Origin of the sequence: Pseudomonas sp. 7P_10.2_Bac1, from assembly GCF_025465935.1 — a bacterium.
Taxonomy (GTDB): domain Bacteria; phylum Pseudomonadota; class Gammaproteobacteria; order Pseudomonadales; family Pseudomonadaceae; genus Aquipseudomonas.
This window is the reverse complement of sequence record NZ_JANLNV010000020.1, coordinates 20,562-40,820: the sequence shown is the minus strand read 5'-3', so window position 1 is coordinate 40,820 and position 20,259 is coordinate 20,562. Positions and strand designations below refer to the sequence as shown.

The window sequence follows — 20,259 nt, the reverse complement described above, 5'->3', positions numbered from 1 at the left end:
CCCCGTGTTTTCACCTGACTATCTTGTCCACATGGATATCGAGTTTTTTCAGGCGATACCAAAAGCTGCGCTCAGAAATACCAATTAACTGAGCCGCAGCAGCCTGTACGCCTTGGGCCTGTTGCAAGGCTGCCAGGATGTAGGCCTTTTCAACTTCCGCCAGCGCGGCCTCCAGGTCCGGCGGTACCCGGACTTCAGGTGTGGCTAGAGCGCTGCTGTGCATTGGTTGGGCCGTGAACAGGTAAGGCGGCAAGTCGCTGTCCTCAATCGTGCTGGTCTTGGCCACGATGGTGGCGCGCTCTACGCAGTTTTGCAGTTCGCGAATGTTGCCCGGCCAGTTGTATTGCGTCATGGCCTGTAGGGCGCTTGGGCTAAAGCCGGTAATCCGTTTGCCTGCGGTCGCCCCCAAGTTGTGGGCAAAATGCCGCGCCAGCGGGCCGATGTCTTCCACGCGATCACGCAAGGCGGGTAGCGGGATCGGGAAGACGTTCAGGCGGTAGTACAAGTCTTCGCGAAACTCTTTGTTGGCCACGGCTTCCAGCAGGTTCTTGTTGGTCGCGGCAATCACCCGCACGTCGACCTTGCGCTCACGCGGATCGCCCACCGGCTCAATCACCCGCTCTTGCAGCGCCCGCAGAATCTTGGCCTGCAAGGCCAACGGCATGTCGCCCACTTCGTCGAGAAACAGCGTGCCTTTATCTGCCTGCATAAAGCGCCCGACACGATCCGCCACCGCGCCGGTGAATGCGCCTTTGCGATGGCCAAACATCTCGCTTTCCAGCAGCCCTTCAGGAATGGCTGCACAGTTGACGGCCACAAAAGGTTTGTCTGCACGGCTGCCGTGTCGGTGGATGGCGCGGGCGACCATTTCTTTGCCGGTCCCGCTTTCGCCGGTCAGCAGGATGGTGGCATTGCTGTCGCGCACGGAGTCGATGGCATGCAAAACACGCCGAAAGCTCGGGCTTTCGCCGACCAGGCTGTCGATGTGCTGATGCTCATCGAGCTCGGCGCGCATGCGCGCGTTGTCACGCACGATGTCGCGAAATTGCAGGGCCTTGCTGACGGTGATGTCGAGTTCGTCGATGTCGAAAGGCTTGGCAATGTAGTCGTAGGCGCCGTTGCGCATGGACTGCACGGCGTTTTTAACCGTGCTGTAGGCGGTCATGACGATCACCGGCAACTGCGGGTAGCGCTGCTTGACCTCGGCCAGCAACTGCGGACCGTCCATGCCGGGCATGCGCCAGTCGCTGATCACCAGGTCAATGTTTTCCTGTTCCAGAATAGCCAGGGCCTGCAGGCCGTTGCCTGCGGTGAAAACGTGAACATCGTTCTGGGTCAGCGCTGAGCTGAGCAGGTCACACAGCTTTGGCTCATCGTCGACTACCAGTACGTTATGGCTCATGACTCATCCCCTCCGTGGGCCGGAATGTACAAGTTGAACGTGGTGCCCGCGTCTTTCTCGCTGAGGCATTCAACACGGCCGTCATGGTTTTCCAGGATCGAGAAGACTTTGGGCAAGCCCAAACCCGTGCCCGAGGCTTTGGTGGTCACAAACGGGGTAAAAATTCGTTCGATCATGTCGGGTTCAATACCTTGGCCAGTATCGATAACGCTCAATACTGTATCGCCGATGTCATCCTGCGCAATGCGCAATGTCAGGTACCCACCGTCGGGCATGGCATCGATTGCGTTGAGGATCAGGTTCAGGCACGCCTGTTTGAGCTGGCGGGCATCGGCATAGAGCGTCGCCCCCGGCGCCTGATCGTCGATTTGCGCTTCGATATTGTGGCTTTTGAGCTCGGGCTCGCAAAAGCCCAGAATGTCTTCTACCAGCGGCCGAGCAGGCTGTTGTGAGCGCACCGGGGCGCTGGGTTTGGCGAAATCGAGGAATTCGGTGATCAGTTCGTTGATGCGCGTCACTTCGCTGACCACGTATTCCAGATGGCGCTTGTCGGTTTCGCCAAGGTCGGCGCGCCGGTGCAGTAACTGGGTGGCGGTTTTGATGATGCCCAGCGGGTTGCGGATCTCGTGTGCCAGGCCCATGGCCACTTCGCCGAGGGCATGCAAACGGTCACGCCGACGCAGTTGGCCTTCGAGGTGTTGCAACTCACCCAGTCGTGCGGTCATGTGGTTGAACGTGCTGCTCAATTCGGCCAGTTCATCGTGCCCCGATACGGCGACGCGCTGGTTGTAGTCTCCCGCCGTCACTGCGCGTACACCCTCGGACAAGGCGCGCAGTGGCCGCGTCAATCGCTCGGAAACCAGCCAGCCGACCGTCAGCGACAACAATGAACCGAGCAGGAAGATCAGTGCAAAAAGATTGGTCTGGTTGACCAGCCCCACGAGGCTGGAATGGCGCAGCAGGCCGCTGTAGATCACGCCTTGCAGCTCGCCGTTGTCATTCAGGATCGGCCAGTACAGACCGCTGTAGCGACTGGTGAACTGCTCGCTGGGCAGCTTGGTCTCGCGCAGGGTCTTTTCGATGCTGTGGGAGAGCATGGGCTTGTGATCATCGAAATGCTGGCTGGAGAAAATCTCGGCAAAGCCGTTGGCGTTGGACAGGTATAGGCGCAGATCGAGGGAGTGCACATCGGCGACGCTGGTCAGGAAGCTGCTGTCCATGTACGTCGCGACCAGCAGTTGGTAGTCCTCGCCGTCCTGGGACGTGGTGAAGGTCGACACCACAGTGCCTGTGGGAATGCCGCCCACGTTGATGGTTTGCAACACGGCATTGGGCGCCAGGCTGATCTGGTCGACGATATTGTCGCTGGCGGTGCTGAACACCACTTTATGGTCGCTGTCGCGAATCAACGCCACCACGTCAATGCCCATCGCATCGGCAATGTCGGCAGTGAGCTTGTCATGGCGAATGGCTTTGTTGTTCGACGGCGGGTGAGTGTATTGCAGGAACAACTTGGCCACGCGGGCGTTGTCCTGGAGGATCTCGCTGATCTCGTCTTTGACGATCTTGGTGGATTCCTGCAGCCACACGCGCACGTTGCTGTCGAAAATTTGCGACAGGGTGGTGGCGGCCAGTTCGGCAGCGATCATCGTCGGTACGACGCTGACCAGCCAAAAAGCCAGTACCAGTTTGCGCTGAACCGTCCAGCGCGACACTTTAAAGGGGTGGGGCTTGCGCGATGAACCAGGCGTGATGGGCATTATGACTCGCTTATCGCAGCAGCCAGAGCGGGGTCGTGGCGGTCAGGACGGATGAACAGTTTGACCAGTTTGAGCACACTGTTGATCAGCCGATTGCGATGGCGGAAGAACAGCGTGTTGTTATGAAAGATGCAACCCAGGCGAATCTTGCTGGCATACCCTGCCTGACCACACTCATAAAGCGCAATCTTGTTTTGAATACAGTAGTCGACATTCACCAGCCAGCTCCTGAAGTACAAGTTGTATTCGCGACTGAGTTCAAGGTCATGGCCGAAGAATTTGTCGACCAGCCGATGTTCGTCGATCAGTACCAGGTTAAAGGCAACCAGTTGCTCGTCCACCCAATACAGCGAGCACAATGCCCGGTCACCCAGTTGCTGGAGAATACCGGTGAAATAGGCGGGCGGTAAGCGTTCAAATTGCAAATCACTGCGCGCGAGCGTGGCTTCGTAGAGGCGCATGATCTCGGGCAGCACATCGTCAATATTGTTGCGCCATTCGACCCGCGGGCCTGGGGCGCGCAGCTTGCGTCGCATGTCTTTGCGCGTGGATTTACCCAGTGAACCGAGGTAGCTGTCGACCGAGCCGAAGGGCACCGGGAGCATAGCGCTGGGCAGGCTGGGCATGGATTGAAAACCCGCTGCCTTGCAACTGTGTGCCCAGTCATCATCGCTGCTGGGCACGTCCTTGACGGCGAGCAGGCCGATGCCCAATTGGGCGGCGTCGCTGTGGGCCAGTTGAAGGAGTCTTGCGAGCAGGGCGGGGCGTTCCGAGGCGGCGATATGGCTGGCCGTACCCGCGCTGCATTGTTCCGTCACCGGCGAACCGATGGCGTAAAGGTGTAATTGCATCAGCCCGGGCATGAGGCGGTTGAGTTGCTCGGTAAAGCGTTTACCGATGCCCTGAACCGTGGTGTCGAGCCGATAGCTGGTCGTGAATGCGGTGGCCGCAGCAATCAGGGTGGAGCCTTCGAACAGCGTCAGGTAACGCCATTCGAAGCCTTCGATGCCGGCTTTTTCAACCGCCGTGATGTAGTCCCAATCCTCCAGAGCACCCGGGAAGCAATCATTCCAGGCTTCGCGCTCAATGGCCTGAATGGATGAAAAGGCTTGGGCAGTAATCATGCGGCGTCCTTGGGGTCAGGCTTGTTGCAAGTACTCAATGGGTTGCTGTGGGGCGGTGCTGTTCTTTTTCACGAAGGCCGCACTCAACTCGATCACGCGGCGATATTGCAGGTCGACGGTGATCATGTGGTAGCAATTGTCGAGCAGCACTTTGGTCACCGGCCCCCCCAGATGACGTTCAACGAAATCGGCGTTCCAGCGGCTGGTGATGTCGTCTTCAATGGAGTGCAGGACCAGCGCTGGCGTGGTGATCGACGGCATGCGTTTTCTCACCACCGCGTTCATCCGGTGCAGTTCGCGCACGGTCACGCCTTCCATCGTCAACAACCCGGCATTGCTGCTTTCGCCGGCCTTCATCTGCCGTTCGACAATCGCCCGCAGACGTTCGTTCTTGATGCCGTAAGGCGGCTTTTCTTCAAAGCTGCACAGGTGCACGCCAAACGGAATCTTCATCAGCAGCGGTGTCAGGAACGCCAGTTTGTTGATGCTCCAGCCGTCGTAACGCAACGTGGTGGAATACATCAGCAAACCGGCCACCTGGCCTGGGTGCTCGGAGGCCACGTACATGGACATCACGGCGCCCATCGACAAGCCGCCTACAAATACCTGTTGATGACGTTGGCGAACGCCGACGAAGGTTTTGCGTACGCCTTCGTACCAGTCTTGCCAGCCAGTGGCTTGCAGGTCGCTATTGTCACCGCAGTGCCCGGCCAGGGTGGGTACGTACACGGTGCACGTACCGTCCTTGGCCAGGCCCTGGGCCACCCGACGGAGTTCCGTCGGGGTGCCGGTGAGACCGTGGATCAACAGGATCCCGATCTCACCCGTGCCGAGAACGAAACCGGCGTCGCCTTCGCCCAGATCGATCTCTGACGCGTTCACCGTTTCATCGCCCGGTGCAGCAGGCGGTCGAGCAGGGCCAGGCCCAGGTCGATTTCTTCGTAGCTGATTTCCAGCGACGGAGCCAGGGTGATGACGTTCTTGTAGTAGCCGCCCACGTCCAGAATCAGACCCAAGCGCTTACCGTCGATTTCGATGTCGCCCTTCATGCCTTCTTCAACCATGTAGTCCAGGGTTGCCTTGTCTGGTGTGAAGCCGTCCGGCGCGCAGATTTCGCAGCGCAGGGCCAGGCCCAGACCGTCGACGTCGCCGATGATCGGGTAGCGTTTTTGCAGCTCTTGCAGGCCTTCCAGGAAGTACTTGCCCTTGGCCATGACCATCGCGCCGTAGTCGACTTCGCTGGTCATCTTGAACATTTCCAGACCGACTGCGGTGCCCAGCGGGTTGGAGGCGAAGGTGGAGTGAGTCGAACCTGGCGGGAATACCTTCGGGTTGATCAGCTCTTCGCGAGCCCAGATGCCGCCCAGCGGGTTGAGGCCGTTGGTCAGCGCCTTACCGAAGACGATCACGTCCGGTTTGACGTCGAAGTGTTCGATCGACCACAGCTTGCCAGTCCGCCAGAAACCCATCTGGATTTCGTCGACCACCAACAAGATGCCGTGCTGGTCCAGCACTTCTTTGAGTTCGCGGTAGAAGTTCATCGGTGGAATCACGTAGCCGCCGGTGCCCTGGATCGGCTCGACGTAGAACGCTGCGTATTCGCTGGAGCCAACTTTCGGGTCCCACACACCGTTGTATTCGGTTTCAAACAGACGGGCGAACTGCTTCACGCAGTAGCTGCCGTACTCTTCCTTGGTCATGCCTTTAGGGCCGCGGAAGTGGTACGGGAATGGGATGAACTGCGCACGCTCACCAAAGTGACCGTAGCGACGACGATAGCGGTAGCTCGACGTGATCGAGGACGCACCCAGGGTACGGCCGTGGTAGCCGCCTTCGAAGGCGAACATCAGGCTCTTGCCGTTGCTGGCGTTACGCACCACCTTCAGGGAGTCTTCGATGGACTGTGAGCCGCCGACGTTGAAGTGGACGCGACCGTCCAGGCCGAACTTGTTCTTGGCGTCGACCGCAATGCGCTCCGACAGCTCGATCTTGCCTTTGTGCAGGTATTGGCTGGCGATCTGCGGCAGGGTGTCGATCTGTTGTTTGAGGGCGTTGTTCAGACGCGGGTTGGCGTAACCGAAGTTAACGGCCGAGTACCACATTTGCAGGTCAAGGTAGGCCTGGTCTTCGGTGTCCCACACGTAGGAGCCTTCGCAGCGGCTGAAAATACGCGGTGGTTCGATGTAGTGAACGGTATCGCCGTACGAGCAGTATTTGGCTTCTTTTTCCAGAAGAATCTGGTCTTCAGCGGTAGCGATTCGAATATCAGACATGATTGAAGAGTTCCTGCTGGTCACGAGAATAATGAGGGGCGTTGGCGGCGTTGCTTGGCAATTTGGCGAGCAAGGCCGGGAGTTCAGCGAAAGAATCGAAGCGCGCGTACGGGATGCCGTTACGTTCGCAGTGGTCAGCCAGGCTGTCCTTGGCAAACACGAAGTCGGCGCTGGAGGCCACGCACATGTCGGAGCGGCCATCGCCAATCACCAGCACGCGTTTGCCGCTGGGGGTGGACTTGCATTTGCAGTTGCCCGAGGCCGCGCGGCAGGCGTCGCTGGCGTAGGGGAAGTCGATGCGCCAGCTGTTCTGGTCAACCTGGCGCAGGCGGTTGGCGAGGATCGGCAACAGGCTCACGTAGTTACGCGCCAGGATGCGGGCGATGCCTTGTTCGATGCCGTCGCTGACCACTTCAATGGTCGCGCCCAGGCCGATGACGTGATCGACGAAATCCGGGAAGTCCGGGTCAATCTCCACCGTGTCGAAATAGGCCAGCAATTCAGCTGGGGAGGCTTTGACCAGCGACAGCTGGCGGCTCAGGCATTCACGCGAACCGATTTCACCTTGCACCCATTGTTCTTCGATCGTCTCCCAGCTAGGGTCAGCGAAGCGTTGAAGAATGTTGTCGATGACGTCGGTACGGGTAATGGTCCCGTCGAAATCACACACGATATGCCATTGCATCATCTGCATTGTCCTGTTGAGGAGAGGCGCTGTTTGCGCATGAACAGGTAATTGCATTGACTGTGCCAACTTGCCAAAGCCCAGCGGGCGCGGGCCTTGGCGGCCAGTTCGAGCGAACGGGGGCAGGCGAGCTACAATTTTTGTAGCTCGCTACAAACAACATCAGTGCTTGCGTCGCTCTGACAAAAAAGCGATTTATGCGCGCATGAACTTTTATGGAACCCGTGTTATGAAAACGCCTTTGTCTGCTTTCTTGCTGCTCACCCTGCTGAGCGCCGGTGCGCACGCGGCTGATGGCCCTAGTGGAGAAGTAGGCGCAGGGGTGAGTTATCAGCCTTACGACCCCAGTGGCAGCCGTTATCAGACGGTGCCAGTGCCGTATTTCGATGTGGATTGGGGCGATTTCAGCCTGGACACTGACGACGGGTTGACCTGGAGCGCACTCAACAGCAACGGCTGGACCGCGGGCCCGTTTATCAACTATTTGCCAGGGCGTAATGCCAATGGCTCGCTGCGCGGTCTGCGGTATGTGTCCGACATGGCGCAACTGGGCGGCTTTGTGCAGTACAGCCCGGCCGACTTCTGGCGTTTATATGCTCAGGTGGGCCAGGCGGTGGGTGCCGCAGGCGGGCAGGGCGGCGTATTGGGGCAGGTGGGCGGTGAGTTGGGGTATCCGCTGGGGTTCGGGATTATCGGTAGCAGCCAATTGTCCGCGCACTTTGCCGATGGCCGGCAGATGTCGACCTTCTTTGGCGTTAACGCCAGCGAGGCTCAGGCCTCAGGGATTTCGCGCTACAACGCCAGCGGGGGTTTCCAGAACGTCACGTTGACCCAGAACTTTGAATTCCCGCTGGCGCATAACTGGTCGTTGGTCGCCAGTGCCAGTTGGATACGCCTGGTTGGCTCGGCGGCGGACAGCAGCATCGTCAAAGAAGTTGGCGAAGTGAATCAGGGAAGCGTGCAGACGGCAGTGAGTTACAAGTTCTAAACACACCCCGTAAGGGCTGGCCTGGACGGCGGTCCTGCGGCCCTCATCTCGTCAGCGACTACAGGTGTGGCCTCGCGGGTTTGGCGGGAGTCCTGTAGTCGCTGGTGAAGGAGTCAGTGTTCGGGCTCACCGTCGGCCAGCAGAGCAATTCCGACGATAATCACTGCGACGCCCGCCCAGTGCAGCAAGCTGATGTGTTCTCCCAGGCCCAGCCACGAGCCCAGCAACACCCCTACAAACACCAGTGAACTCAACGGGAAGGCCAGCGACAAACTGCTGCGCCGCAGAATCAACATCCATACGAAAAACGCGCCCACGTAACAGGCAATCGCCACCCACACACCCGAGTTGGTCATCACGGCTTGCAGCCATTGCAAGTTGAAATCCATCTGGCCCAGTTGGTCGCCGCCGACTTTGGTGGCTATTTGTCCGCCACTTTCAAGAATGATCAGCAGCGCCCATAGCACTACCGTACCCACTCGGCCATGCAACCAGCCATTGGGTGTTGTGTTCATTGGTTGAGTCTTTTCCATCATCAGTCTCCTTATGTTCCGGCGATGCAGACCAGCATCACGCCCAAGGTGATCACCAGCGTGCCCATCCAGCGGCGACGGCTCACGTGTTCGCCCAGAAATACCTTGCCGGCGAACACCACGCCGCAGTAAGCCAGCGCCGCAGCCGGGAACAACAGGCTCAGCGGAGCGCGTGACAAGGCTTCGAGCCAGACGAAAAATTCGATGACATAAGCGCCGACCCCGGCCCATAACATAGGGGCGTTAAACACTTGGCCCCAGAACGCACTCAGGCGGAAGCCGCCTTCCAGTTCGGGCAAGCGGTCAAGGCCCACCTTGAAGCACAGTTGACCAATTACATCGAGCACAATCGAAAACGCCACCAGCAAGATCACAATCAGCGTCACGGGTACAACTCCTCAAATAGCGAAATCAACGCTTGGTTAGTGGTTGAGTTGCGCAAGAGGTCGGTGTCGCTCCAGCGCTCCGGCGGCGGCTGATCTGATTTGGCCTCCCAGCGTTTGAGCACGTTGGTGTGCGGAGCCTTGGCAAATTCGCCGCACACATCAATGCCCAATACGCGTTTGCTGGACGCCAGGGCGCGTATGGCGTGCAACAAGTGGGTCAGGCGCATGCCACCCTGGTCCCAGTTAGTGGCGGCGTCTTCGCTGGCCAGCACGTCTTTGTCGATGGTGATCCACACCGCTTCAGTTGGCAGCCCCTGGATCAGTTGGTCGATAAAGGTTGGCCAGTCCTGATCGGCCAGGTTGCGCCAGTGCAGAAGGTTTTCACGCTGTTCGTGACCAGCGGCATCGCCGATCCGCCCCCAGACTTTGGTGGGGGCGTGTTGCCAAGGAAAGAGCTGCAAGTCGCCGCGTTGCAAGGCGCCCAGGTTGCCGCCTTTGAACTGAGGGTTCTCCAGGTCGTCGCTGCACGGGCCGAGGGTGATGATGCGTTTGATATTCGGCAGTTTCAGCGCGCGATTGACCCACGAACCGCAATGCCGGCGGGGGGCAAAGCGGACCCAGTCCGGGTGGTTGTCGAAGTGGATCAGCGTCACGGGCTCACGCAGATCAGTCAATAGTGCCGGCGTAAGGTGGTGGTAGTCGCCAGAACCGATAAAGAATATTTCTGGCTTGTTCGCGGGAGCTTTCGGACGCTGTTGCAGCTGTTTGACGAAGCGCTGGTAATTGCGCTCGGTCGACCAGAGCCGCAATTTTGGGCCTAATTCGAGCAAATCGAGACGTGTTGCGCGGCCATCGGCCAATCGCTGCGCAATCGGCGCCTGGGCGGTCAGACTATGGTCGAGATCGAGAATGTTCAATGTGTCATTTACCCCGTTCAATCGCCGCCGAACCAGGCCGGGCGGGCTTTGTAGAGGAAATGCAAGGGTCGTGCCTGCTTTGTCTTGCCTGTTGGCGCGAGCTTGTCTCGCGATCTTTTTATCTTTTAAAGATCGCAAGAGCCGCGGCTCAGTGCAGACGGACCCAAACGCTCACCAGCACCGTAGCGGCGATTAGCCAGGCCACTGCCGCCAATGCCAGCGAGGTTTCAAGGCGCAACCTGTCCACCAGCACATACAGCGCAGCCAAGTAGACGAAATACGGGATGATCGACCACATGCCGAACACGATGGTGGTCTTCAGGTCGTCTATTGAACGGCCTTTGCCAACAATGTAGTGAGCGATCAAGGCAAAGGTCGGGAACAGCGGGACCAGACCGGCGATGTAGTAGTTTTTGGTTTTTGCCAGGATCGCCAGGATGATGACGACACCCGCCCCCAGAGCGGCTTTAAGAACCAGATCCATCAGTGCGCGAGCCCGTATTTTTTAACTTTGTCGAATAATGTGGTCTTGGCCATGCCCAGTTCCTGGCTGGCTTGGGTCAGATTGCCGCCACTGCGTTGCAGAGCGTCGGTGAGCAGGGTGCGTTCGAAAGCTTCGACAGCCTCGGAAAAACCCAGCCCTTGTGACGTGCTGCTCCCCGGCTTTTTAAAGGCCGGCAGGCCCAGCGCAAATCGTTCGGCCACGTTGCGCAGTTCTCGCACGTTCCCCGGCCAGTCATGGCTCATGAGGCTGGACAGGGTCTGGTTATCCAGTTCAGGCGCGGTGCGGTCAAACCGCAGGGACGATTGCTGCAGGAAGTATTCGAACAACTGCAGGATGTCTTCGCGGCGCTCGCGCAGCGGCGGCAGTTCGAGGGTGACCACGTTCAGGCGGTAGTAAAGGTCGCTGCGAAATTGGCCCGACTTGCCCAACTGATCAAGGTCGGATTTGGTCGCGGCAATCACCCGGCAGTCGACATCAATGCTCTGGTTGGAGCCCAGGCGTTCCAGGGTGCGCTCCTGTAAGACCCGTAGCAGTTTGATTTGCAGGTTGATCGGCATGCTTTCGACTTCGTCGAGAAACAGCGTGCCGCCGTTGGCGTGCTCAATCTTGCCGATCCTGCGTTTTCCGGCACCGGTGAAGGCATTGGCTTCATGGCCGAAGATTTCGCTTTCAAACAGGTTTTCGGGCAATCCGCCGCAGTTGAGGGCGACAAACTGTTGGGGCTGGCGACGGCTGAAGTCGTGCAGACAACGGGCGACCAACTCCTTGCCGGTCCCGGTTTCACCTTCAATCAGCACATTGGCCGATGTATCGGCGACGTTGGCGATCAATTCGCGTAATTGCTGCATGGCCGGCGAGCGGCCGATGATGCGTCCTTCCAGCGAGTCGCGTTCGGCCAATTGACGACGCAATGACCACACTTCGCGGGCCAGGCTGCGTTGCTCCAGCGCTCGGCGTGCCACATCCACCAGACGTTCCGGGGAGAACGGCTTTTCCATAAAGTCGTAGGCACCGTCGCGCATCGCGCCGACAGCAATGGAAATATCGCCATGACCGGTAATCAAGACCACCGGCAGGCTACGATCGCGGGCTTTGAGTCGCTTGAGCAACTCCAGGCCATCCATGCCCGGCAGGCGGATATCACTGATGACGATGCCGGGGAAATTATCGCCGACTCGCGCCAGGGCCTGCTCGGCACTGCTCACGCCTTCGCACTGAATGTCTTCTAGCGCGAGCGCCTGTTGGCAGCCCAAGAGTACGTGAGGGTCGTCTTCAACAATCAGGACGGTCAGCTCGTGGTTCATATCGGCTCGGCCTTAGCAGGTTGCACCAGCGGTAAAAGGAGGACAAAGGCGACACCACCAGGCTGCGGGAACTCGACGCCCAGGTTGCCGCCTGCGGCCGCCGCGAGGCTGGCAGACAGGGTCAAACCAAGGCCAAGGCCTTGCTCGCCGGGTTTGGTGGTGAAAAACGGTTCAAACAGATGCTTGCGGTTTTCTGGATCAATACCGGGGCCATTGTCGCGCACGCGCAAACGGTATTTACCGTCACTGTGTTCGCCCTCAAGCCACACTTGCGGGGCATCTGGCTGGTCCTGGAGGGCGTCCAGCGCATTGCCGATCAAGTTGAGGAGGATCTGCTCGAGCCGGGTTTGATCGATCTTGAGGGCGGCATCGCTGCAGTGTTGGTGCAGCACAATGCCTGAGTCTTCAAGACGACTGGCGAGCAGTTGCAACACGGCCTCGATTGCTTTGTTCAGATTGGCTTGGCCATGGTCGTCACCGCGCCGTGCAAATGAGCGCAGGTTGGCGGTGATGCGGCCCATGCGGTCGACCAGATTATTGATGGTGCTCAGGTTGTTGGCCGCAACAGTCAGGTCGCCACGCTCCAGAAAGCGCACCGTGTTGCCGGACAGGGTTCGCAGGGCTGCCAGCGGCTGGTTCAACTCGTGGGCAATGCTCGTAGACATTTGCCCGATGGCCGCCAGTTTTCCGGCTTGCACCAGTTCGTCCTGGGCGCGGCGCAAGGTTTCTTCTGCCTGGCGACGCTCGCGAATCTGGCCTTTGAGGCGTTCGTTGCTGGCGCGCAAGTGGGCCGTGCGTTCAGTGATTTTGCGTTCCAGCTGGTTATTGGCCTCTTGCAAGGCTTCGCGGGCTGCCAGCCGCGTGGCGATGACTTTACGCCGCTCGTTCCAGGCAATCAGCAAAAAGGCCAGCAGTGCAAACGCTCCCGCCACCAGCATCCCCTGATTGGCCGCTTCGCGTCTCAAGTCTTGCAAGGGGGTGAGCAGGGTGATGTCCCATGGTGTGTCGTTGAGCCTGCGGGTCTGGGCCAGATAACTGACTTCCTTGTCGTCGGTGACGACCTCGTTATTGGCCGTAAAGGTTACTTTCTCGATACCTTCACCCAGTCGCTCGCGCGCCAGCGGCTGCAGTTCGATCAATGGCCACCAGTAATACTGCAGGCTGCGCGCCAATTGTTCCTTGATATCAGCGGTCAGCGGACGAACCGATTTGAGCCGTCGGGCCGGGTCACTGGACAGAATGATGATGCCGTTTTCGTCACTGACATAGGCTTCGAGGCGCGCCCGCTGCCAGCGTTCTTCAAGGGCTTCGAGACGGACCTTGATCACCGCGACGCCAATGATCTTGCCTTGCTCCTCCAGGCCGTGTGCCAGGTAGTAACCCGGCTCGCCGGTGGTGCTGCCAATACCATAGAAGCGCCCCGGTTGGCCGCGTACGGCGTCCTGGAAATAAGCGCGAAAAGACAAGTCCTCACCCAGGTAACTGTCGGTATCCCGCCAGTTGCTGGTGGCGACGACCCGGCCGGTGGTGTCGAGCACGTAAATAGCCCGGCTGCGACTGCGGCGGTTCAGGCCTTCGAGGTATTGATTGACGGCGACCCGATTTTGCACGGTCGGGTCCGCCAGTAAGGTTGAAACACTGGACTCCAGCTCCAGCAGGCTGGGCAGGTAGGTGTACTTGCTGAGTTCGCTTTCGACCGTGCGCGCGTGCAACTCAAGCTGGCGTTCGCCACTTTCGCTAAGGGTAGTGACCCCGAAATGTTCACTGATGCGATAACCCGCATAACCCAGCCCGATCATCATCAGGATAATCAGCGGCGGCAACAGTAAATGACGAAGCAGGCGTGGTTTCACGGCAAGTGAGGGCGGGGCACCGCGATAAAGGTTGGGGTCGCATTTCATCACAGATGCCTTGGGTCAACCACTGCGCAATGGCAGCTGATTAACGGATATCACCTGTAGGAGCGAGCTTGTCTCACGATCTTTTAGAAGATCAAAAGATCGCGAGACAAGCTCGCTCCTGCGAGGCGTGGTGCTATTTAGTGCTGCAGGATTTTGGCGAGGAAGTGCTGGGCGCGTTCGGAGCGGGCGCTTACGTCACCGAAGAACTCTTCTTTCTCACAGTCTTCGACGATCTTGCCCTGGTCCATAAAGATCACCCGGTTGGCCACCTTGCGTGCAAAACCCATTTCGTGGGTGACGCACATCATGGTCATGCCTTCCTGGGCCAGTTGCACCATCACGTCGAGTACTTCGTTAACCATTTCCGGGTCAAGTGCCGAGGTCGGCTCGTCGAACAGCATCACGATCGGGTCCATGGCCAAAGCGCGGGCAATCGCTACGCGCTGCTGCTGACCACCGGACAACTGGCCAGGATGCTTGTGGGCGTGGGCCGACAAGCCAACACGCTCCAGCAGTTCGAGGCCTTTTTTGGTGGCTTCTTCCTTGCTGCGGCCCAGCACCTTGACCTGAGCAATGGTCAGGTTTTCGGTGATGGTCATGTGCGGGAACAGTTCGAAATGCTGGAACACCATGCCAACCCGTGAGCGTAGTTTTGGCAGGTTGGTTTTCGGGTCGGCAATCGATGTGCCGTCGACCACGATGTCGCCTTTCTGGAACGGCTCAAGGGCGTTGACGCACTTGATCAAGGTCGATTTGCCCGAGCCCGATGGGCCGCAGACGACAACCACTTCGCCTTTTTTGACTTCGGTACTGCAATCGGTCAGTACCTGGAAGTCCCCGTACCACTTGTTGATGTTCTTGATCGAGATCATACGGCAAACCTTTTTTGCAGACGCTTGACCAGCAGCGAGGCGGAAAAGCTGATGATGAAATACACCAGACCGGCGAAAATCAGGAATTCATTGGAGCGGCCGATGATATCGCCACTGGAGCGCGAAGCATTGAGGAAGTCCACCAGGCCCACGGTGTAAACCAGCGAGGTGTCCTGGAACAAAATAATACTTTGCTGCAACAGCAACGGAGTCATCTTGCGAAACGCCTGGGGCAGGATGATCAGGCGCATGGCCTGGCCATAGCTCATGCCCAACGCTTTGGCAGCGCCCATCTGGCCTTTTGGAATCGACTGCACACCAGCCCGTACGATCTCGCAAAAGTAAGCGGCCTCGAACATGACGAAAGCCACCATGCACGACTCGAAGGCACCAATTGGCGTGTCTTTGCCGGTGATCCAGCGCAGCACGAACGGCACGGCCAGGTAGAACCAGGTAATCACCAGCAGCAACGGAATCGAACGGAAATAGTTCACGTAGGCGCCGGCCAGGTTGGCCAGCCATTTGCTGGATGACAAGCGCATCAGCGCCAGAACAGTACCGAGTGCAACGCCACCGATGACGCCGAGCGCCATCAGCTTCAAGGTCATGATCATGCCGTTCCACAGGCCCGGCAGGGCAGGAACAATCCCGCTGAAATCGAAGAAGTCCATTATTTGCCCCCCAGAGACATCAGGCCGGGTACGGCGACTTTTTTCTCGATCAGGCGCATAAGCAGCATCAAGCTCATGTTCAGCGTGAAGTAGATCAGCGTGGCCAGGGTAAAGGCTTCAAACAGGTTGGCAGAGAACTCGGCCGTCTGTTTGGTTTGTGCCAACAGTTCCATCAGACCGATCAGGGACGCCACGGAGGAGTTCTTGAACACGTTGAGGAATTCTGAGGTGAGCGGCGGAATGATGATGCGATAAGCCTGGGGCAGCAGCACGTTCCAGTAGATCTGCGACAGGCTGAAACCCATGGCACGGGCCGCTGATTCCTGGCCGCGTGGCAGCGCTTCGATACCGGTGCGCACTTGTTCGCACACCCGTGCAGCGGTAAACAGGCCCAGGCACACCACCACGCTCAGGTAAGCCGAAGTCGTTGGGTTGAGATCTTGCTTATACCAGTCCTGCAGGTTCTGCGGCAGCAGGTCGGGGACCAGGAAGTACCACATGAACAGCTGTACCAGCAGGGGCACATTTCGGAAAATTTCCACGTAAACCGTGGCAATGCCCGCGATAAAGCGGTTCGGCAAGGTGCGCATCACGCCCAGCAGCGAACCAAGCAGCAACGCGATGATCCAGGCGACAACAGCGATCGCGATGGTCCAGCCCAGTCCGGTAATAAACCAGTCGAGATATGTCTCGCGGCCTACGCCGGTGGACTTGAAGAAGACGCTCCAGTCCCAGTTGTAATTCATTCAGGGTCACCCCTCAGATGGGTCTATTGACGAGCACTTGCTTAGGGAATCCGTTCACACCGACAGTGCTGTCGGGCACACGCAAACCGCTCGATAACCAACGGTTCGAGTGCTCACTAATACATAAATAGCCAGTACAGCAGGAGAACAAGGTGTGTGAGTGCGTCCATGCGCACTCACACACCTTGTTATTCAAGGATCAGGCTGCCGGTTTCTCTTCTGGCGCTGGCTTGTCGTTCGGATTGGCAATCAGCTCTTTGAGCTCTTTGCTCATCGGGAAGTTGAGGTTCAGGCCTTTCGGTGGAATAGGCGACTGGAACCACTTGGCGTAGGATTTTTCAACGTCACCGGACTTGTAGTAGGCAACGATGGCGTCATCCACTGCCTTTTTGAAGGCTGGATCGCCTTTGCGCACCATGCAGCCATAGATTTCATAGGACTGTGGTGTGCCAGTAACGGCCCAGTCAGTCGGCTTCTTGGCTTTGGCCATTTCGCCAGCCAGCAGGGCGTCGTCCATCATGAATGCGACTGCGCGGCCCGACTCCAGCATGTTGAAGGCTTCACCGTGGTCTTTTGCCGAGATCACGTTCATGCCCATCTGCTTGTCGGCGTTCATGGCCTTGAGGATGCGCTCGGACGTGGTGCCCGCGGTGGTCACGACGTTTTTACCTTTCAGGTCAGCGAAATCCTTGTAGGACGAATCCTTTTTGGACAGCAGACGAGTACCGATTTCGAAAATGCCGACCGAGAAATCGACTTGCTGAGCGCGCTCGGCGTTGTTGGTGGTAGAACCACATTCAACGTCGACGGTGCCGTTTTGTACCAGCGGGATACGGGTCTGGGAGGTGACCAGGTTGTACTTGACCTTGAGGTCTGGCAGATCGAGTTGCTTTTTCAGGCCCTCAACGATTGCCAGTTGCACATCGTGCGAGTAGCCGACCGGTTTACCGGTGCCATCTGCAATGTAAGAAAACGGGATGGAGGAGTCACGATGCCCAAGGGTGATGGTGCCGGAGTCTTTGATTTTCTTCAGTGTGCCGGTCAGTTCATCGGCAAAAACTGGAGTGCTAATCAGAGCAGCAGCAATGGCTGCGCCCAAAAGTTGCGGAACGATGCGCATCGATTTTTCCTCGACATTGTTTTTTTTATTTGAGCCCGTTCACGAGCCCTTTATGTACTTCGAAAAGCCAAACCGCCTGAGCGATGTTTTGGCATTCGGCTCTGAGTGTAGAGCATGAGTCATGCCAGAGCTGGAAATAAACGATAACCTACTGATTTATATAGATTATTTATATTTTAAGGGAGAGTGGCAAAAAGAGCTTTGCCCGGAAAGCCGAATGGCGAGGCTATGAGCGTTCGGAAAACCGAATGAAGTTGGCGGCAGTGTAAGGCCAGCCTCGCGATCTTCTGGCTGTCGAATATCGCGAGGCTGGCCTGTTCACTGTACCTATTGAAGCGGGGGCTTTGCGGTTCAGGCAGCCTCGACCTTGCGTGGCTTGAGGTTCAGGCTGGCCATGTACTGCGCCAGGCGCTCTTGCTCGGCTGCGGTGGTGAACAAGCCCAGTTTGGTCCGGCGCCACAGAATATCTTGCGCATCCAGTGCCCATTCCTGGCGGCAGAGGTAATCCACCTCACGGCTATAGAGGCCGCTGCCGATGTGCTCACCCATCTCGCTCAAGCTTTGTACGCCTTCCAGTATCTGCCAGGCGCGGCTGCCGTAGGTTATTGCCCAGCGTTTGGCAATGGCCGCGTCTAGCCAGTTATGTTTGTTGATCAGTGCAGTGCCAAGGGCCTGGGGCGTGGTCATGTCTTCGCCGCCCGGCAAGGTCGCTTTGGCTGTCCAGCTGGGTTTGATCTGGGTGAAGTAGGGGGTCAGTTGCGCCATGGCTGACTCGGCCAATTTGCGGTAGGTGGTCAATTTGCCCCCGAACACGGACAGCAGCGGCGCTTCGCCCGAAGCGCCTGACAGGGCGAGGGTGTAATCACGCGTCACCGCCGACGGGTTGTCCGACTCGTCATTGCACAGTGGGCGTACGCCCGAGTAGGTGCGCAGAATATCGTCGCGGCTCAGTTGCTTCTTGAAGTGTGAGTTAACGACCTTCAACAGGTAATCGGTTTCTTGCTCAGTGATCTTGACCTGAGCCGGATCACCCGTGTACTCGCGGTCTGTGGTGCCAATGATGGTGAACTGGTCCAGATATGGAATGGTGAACACGATTCGCTGGTCTTCGTTCTGCAGAATGAACGCATTGGGCGCGTCATACAGCTTGGGCACGATCAGATGGCTGCCTTGAATCAGGCGGATGCCGTAAGGCGAATCCAGTTTCAGGTCGTCTTTTATGAACTTCGCTACCCAAGGGCCGGCGGCGTTGACCAAGGCTCTGGCGCGAATCGAGAAAAGACTGCCGTCGGCACGTTCGAAATTCAATTCCCACAGACCTTTATTACGCTGTGCGCTGACGCAGCGGGTCTGGGTGTGAATGTGAGCGCCGTTTTCCCGCGCAGACATGGCATTGAGTACGACCAGACGAGCGTCATCCACCCAGCAGTCAGAATATTCAAAGCCTTTGCTGATTTCCGGCTTGAGTGGGCTGTCTGCGCCGAACTTGAGGCTGACAGAACCGGCGAGCTTTTCGCGTTTGCCCAGGTTGTCGTAGAGAAACAGACCGGCACGAATCATCCAGGCTGGGCGCAGGTGCGGGCGATGTGGCAGTACAAAGCGCATGGGTTTTACGATGTGCGGTGCTTTGGCCAGCAGTACTTCACGTTCAGCCAGCGCTTCGCGTACCAAACGGAACTCGTAATGCTCAAGGTAACGCAGGCCACCGTGAATCAGTTTGCTACTGGCCGAGGAGGTATGGCTGGCCAAGTCGTCTTTTTCGCACAGGAAGACAGACAGCCCGCGACCTGCAGCGTCAGCCGCGATGCCGACACCATTGATTCCGCCACCAATCACGGCAACGTCGTAGACCTCGGCAAGAGGAGTGGCTGGCACGGTAGTCAAGGGCATGTCGGGGCCTCGCGTTATTTACGCATATTTGAATTCGAACATTAATGTTCATTTGCGAAAATGGTAGCGGATAAATTAGCGCGCAGCCAGTGCCCTTCGATTGAAAAAACTCATCGAATAGTATTGAAAGGAAGATTTTCGAACATTCAGCGGTGCGAAAGACCGTGCAGGAGTTGCTCAGGGGCTAAAGCTGCGATCGTTTGACCTCACTATCAAAGGATCGCAGCCTGCGGCAGCTCTTACAGCTCTTACAGCTCTTACAGCTCTTACAGCTCTTACAGCTCTTACAGCTCTTACAGCGTGGAGCGGGGCGGGCTTAAACCACCTCGAGGCGGATCTTGTTCTGTGACAGCAATTGCGTCAGTTCTGGCACGGGGTGCTGGTCGGTCACCAGGCAGTCAATCAAAGTGATGGGTCCCAGCCGGACCATGGCATTGCGCCCGAATTTGCTGGAGTCCGCTGCCAGAATCACTTGTCGGGCATTGGCGATGATGGCTTGTGAAACACGGACTTCTTGATAGTCAAAATCCAGCAGGCTGCCATCCGAGTCAATGCCACTGATACCGATCAGTGCGAAATCGAACTTGAACTGATTGATGAAGTCGACACTGGCCTGGCCGACAATGCCGCCGTCACGACGTACATTGCCGCCTGCGATCAGCACTTCAAAGTCGTCTTTGGCGCTGAGGATTGAAGCGACATGCAGGTTGTTAGTGATGATCTTGAGGTGGTTGTGGTTGAGCAGCGCCCGAGCAATTGACTCGGTAGTGGTGCCGATATTAATGAATATCGAAGCGTGGTCAGGAATTTGTGCGGCGATTGCTTCGCCGATCCGGCGTTTCTCATCGCGCATTTGATCGGCGCGCATGGCGTAGGCCGTGTTTTCAACGCTGGAATCATAGGCCGCGCCGCCGTGATAGCGACGCAGCAAATCAGCCTCGGCCAATTGGTTGATGTCTCGGCGGATGGTCTGAGGTGTAACGACGAATAACTGAGCCATTTCCTCGATGCTGACATAGCCGCGCTCGCGAACGAGTTCGAGGATCTGCTGCTGGCGTGGAGGCAGATTCATGGAGTTTCCTTTGGGCGGCGAAGCAAAATGCGCTCATGATGCCGCAGGAAGGGGCCAGCCTGCTACACGCAGGTGCCATGAATACCAATGTGACAACGGGCGCGAAGGGC

19 protein-coding genes are annotated in these 20,259 nt (G+C 57.8%); 1 reads left to right on the top strand and 18 read right to left on the bottom strand.

The window, feature by feature from the left end; genetic code table 11:
- Positions 1-10: 10 nt before the first annotated feature.
- From NTD86_RS04170 to NTD86_RS04145, 6 genes are read right to left on the bottom strand one after another with little or no spacing between them, the layout of a single operon-like run.
- On the bottom strand, positions 11-1,402 hold the full coding sequence (locus NTD86_RS04170; protein WP_262200902.1) for a sigma-54-dependent transcriptional regulator: 1,392 nt from the start codon (positions 1,400-1,402) through the stop codon (positions 11-13).
- A complete protein-coding gene (locus NTD86_RS04165; protein ID WP_262200901.1) occupies positions 1,399-3,162 on the bottom strand; it encodes a sensor histidine kinase in 1,764 nt (587 codons plus the stop codon). Before NTD86_RS04165 ends, NTD86_RS04170 begins: the two co-directional genes overlap by 4 nt.
- The gene (locus NTD86_RS04160; protein WP_262200900.1) at positions 3,162-4,286 is read right to left on the bottom strand and encodes a GNAT family N-acetyltransferase; all 1,125 of its coding nucleotides are present in this window, start codon (positions 4,284-4,286) and stop codon (positions 3,162-3,164) included. Before NTD86_RS04160 ends, NTD86_RS04165 begins: the two co-directional genes overlap by 1 nt.
- Before the next feature lie 15 nt (positions 4,287-4,301).
- Entirely contained in the window at positions 4,302-5,168 is an 867-nt protein-coding gene (locus tag NTD86_RS04155; RefSeq protein WP_262200899.1) for an alpha/beta hydrolase, read from the bottom strand.
- A complete protein-coding gene (locus tag NTD86_RS04150) occupies positions 5,165-6,559 on the bottom strand; it encodes an aspartate aminotransferase family protein (protein WP_262200898.1) in 1,395 nt (464 codons plus the stop codon). Before NTD86_RS04150 ends, NTD86_RS04155 begins: the two co-directional genes overlap by 4 nt.
- Positions 6,552-7,247: an MtnX-like HAD-IB family phosphatase gene (locus tag NTD86_RS04145; RefSeq protein WP_262200897.1), complete on the bottom strand. Its 696-nt coding sequence runs from the start codon at positions 7,245-7,247 to the stop codon at positions 6,552-6,554. The genes NTD86_RS04150 and NTD86_RS04145 overlap by 8 nt, the downstream gene beginning before the upstream one ends.
- A gap of 226 nt (positions 7,248-7,473) precedes the next feature.
- On the opposite strand from NTD86_RS04145, the gene NTD86_RS04140 reads away from it, so the two are divergent.
- Positions 7,474-8,232 carry a MipA/OmpV family protein gene (locus tag NTD86_RS04140; RefSeq protein ID WP_262200896.1) on the top strand — a complete coding sequence of 253 codons (759 nt, stop codon included), beginning with the start codon at positions 7,474-7,476 and terminating at the stop codon, positions 8,230-8,232.
- A gap of 113 nt (positions 8,233-8,345) precedes the next feature.
- On the opposite strand, the gene NTD86_RS04135 is transcribed toward NTD86_RS04140, so the two are convergent.
- The 12 genes from NTD86_RS04135 to NTD86_RS04080 form a co-directional block, all read right to left on the bottom strand.
- Positions 8,346-8,765 carry an EamA family transporter gene (locus tag NTD86_RS04135; RefSeq protein ID WP_262200895.1) on the bottom strand — a complete coding sequence of 140 codons (420 nt, stop codon included), beginning with the start codon at positions 8,763-8,765 and terminating at the stop codon, positions 8,346-8,348.
- 11 nt (positions 8,766-8,776) lie between these two features.
- A complete protein-coding gene (locus tag NTD86_RS04130; protein WP_262200894.1) occupies positions 8,777-9,151 on the bottom strand; it encodes an EamA family transporter in 375 nt (124 codons plus the stop codon).
- Positions 9,148-10,068, bottom strand: a complete 921-nt coding sequence (locus NTD86_RS04125) for an arginase (RefSeq protein WP_262200893.1) — start codon at positions 10,066-10,068, stop codon at positions 9,148-9,150. Before NTD86_RS04125 ends, NTD86_RS04130 begins: the two co-directional genes overlap by 4 nt.
- Before the next feature lie 148 nt (positions 10,069-10,216).
- Positions 10,217-10,552 (bottom strand): GlpM family protein, encoded by a 336-nt coding sequence (locus NTD86_RS04120; protein WP_262200892.1) that lies wholly within the window; start codon positions 10,550-10,552, stop codon positions 10,217-10,219.
- Positions 10,552-11,877 carry a sigma-54-dependent transcriptional regulator gene (locus tag NTD86_RS04115; RefSeq protein ID WP_262200891.1) on the bottom strand — a complete coding sequence of 442 codons (1,326 nt, stop codon included), beginning with the start codon at positions 11,875-11,877 and terminating at the stop codon, positions 10,552-10,554. The genes NTD86_RS04120 and NTD86_RS04115 overlap by 1 nt, the downstream gene beginning before the upstream one ends.
- Positions 11,874-13,778, bottom strand: coding sequence for an ATP-binding protein (locus tag NTD86_RS04110; protein WP_262200890.1), 1,905 nt, complete (start codon positions 13,776-13,778; stop codon positions 11,874-11,876). The genes NTD86_RS04115 and NTD86_RS04110 overlap by 4 nt, the downstream gene beginning before the upstream one ends.
- 137 nt (positions 13,779-13,915) lie before the next feature.
- Entirely contained in the window at positions 13,916-14,650 is a 735-nt protein-coding gene (locus NTD86_RS04105; RefSeq protein ID WP_055101030.1) for an amino acid ABC transporter ATP-binding protein, read from the bottom strand.
- Positions 14,647-15,321: an amino acid ABC transporter permease gene (locus tag NTD86_RS04100; RefSeq protein WP_262200889.1), complete on the bottom strand. Its 675-nt coding sequence runs from the start codon at positions 15,319-15,321 to the stop codon at positions 14,647-14,649. The genes NTD86_RS04105 and NTD86_RS04100 overlap by 4 nt, the downstream gene beginning before the upstream one ends.
- The gene (locus NTD86_RS04095; RefSeq protein WP_262200887.1) at positions 15,321-16,067 is read right to left on the bottom strand and encodes an amino acid ABC transporter permease; all 747 of its coding nucleotides are present in this window, start codon (positions 16,065-16,067) and stop codon (positions 15,321-15,323) included. Before NTD86_RS04095 ends, NTD86_RS04100 begins: the two co-directional genes overlap by 1 nt.
- Before the next feature lie 199 nt (positions 16,068-16,266).
- The gene (locus NTD86_RS04090) at positions 16,267-17,187 is read right to left on the bottom strand and encodes a glutamate/aspartate ABC transporter substrate-binding protein (RefSeq protein WP_262200886.1); all 921 of its coding nucleotides are present in this window, start codon (positions 17,185-17,187) and stop codon (positions 16,267-16,269) included.
- Between the two features lie 351 nt (positions 17,188-17,538).
- Positions 17,539-19,077 carry a glycerol-3-phosphate dehydrogenase gene (gene glpD, locus NTD86_RS04085; protein ID WP_262200885.1) on the bottom strand — a complete coding sequence of 513 codons (1,539 nt, stop codon included), beginning with the start codon at positions 19,075-19,077 and terminating at the stop codon, positions 17,539-17,541.
- Between the two features lie 316 nt (positions 19,078-19,393).
- Positions 19,394-20,149, bottom strand: coding sequence for a DeoR family transcriptional regulator (locus NTD86_RS04080; protein WP_262200884.1), 756 nt, complete (start codon positions 20,147-20,149; stop codon positions 19,394-19,396).
- Between the last annotated feature and the right edge of the window lie 110 nt (positions 20,150-20,259).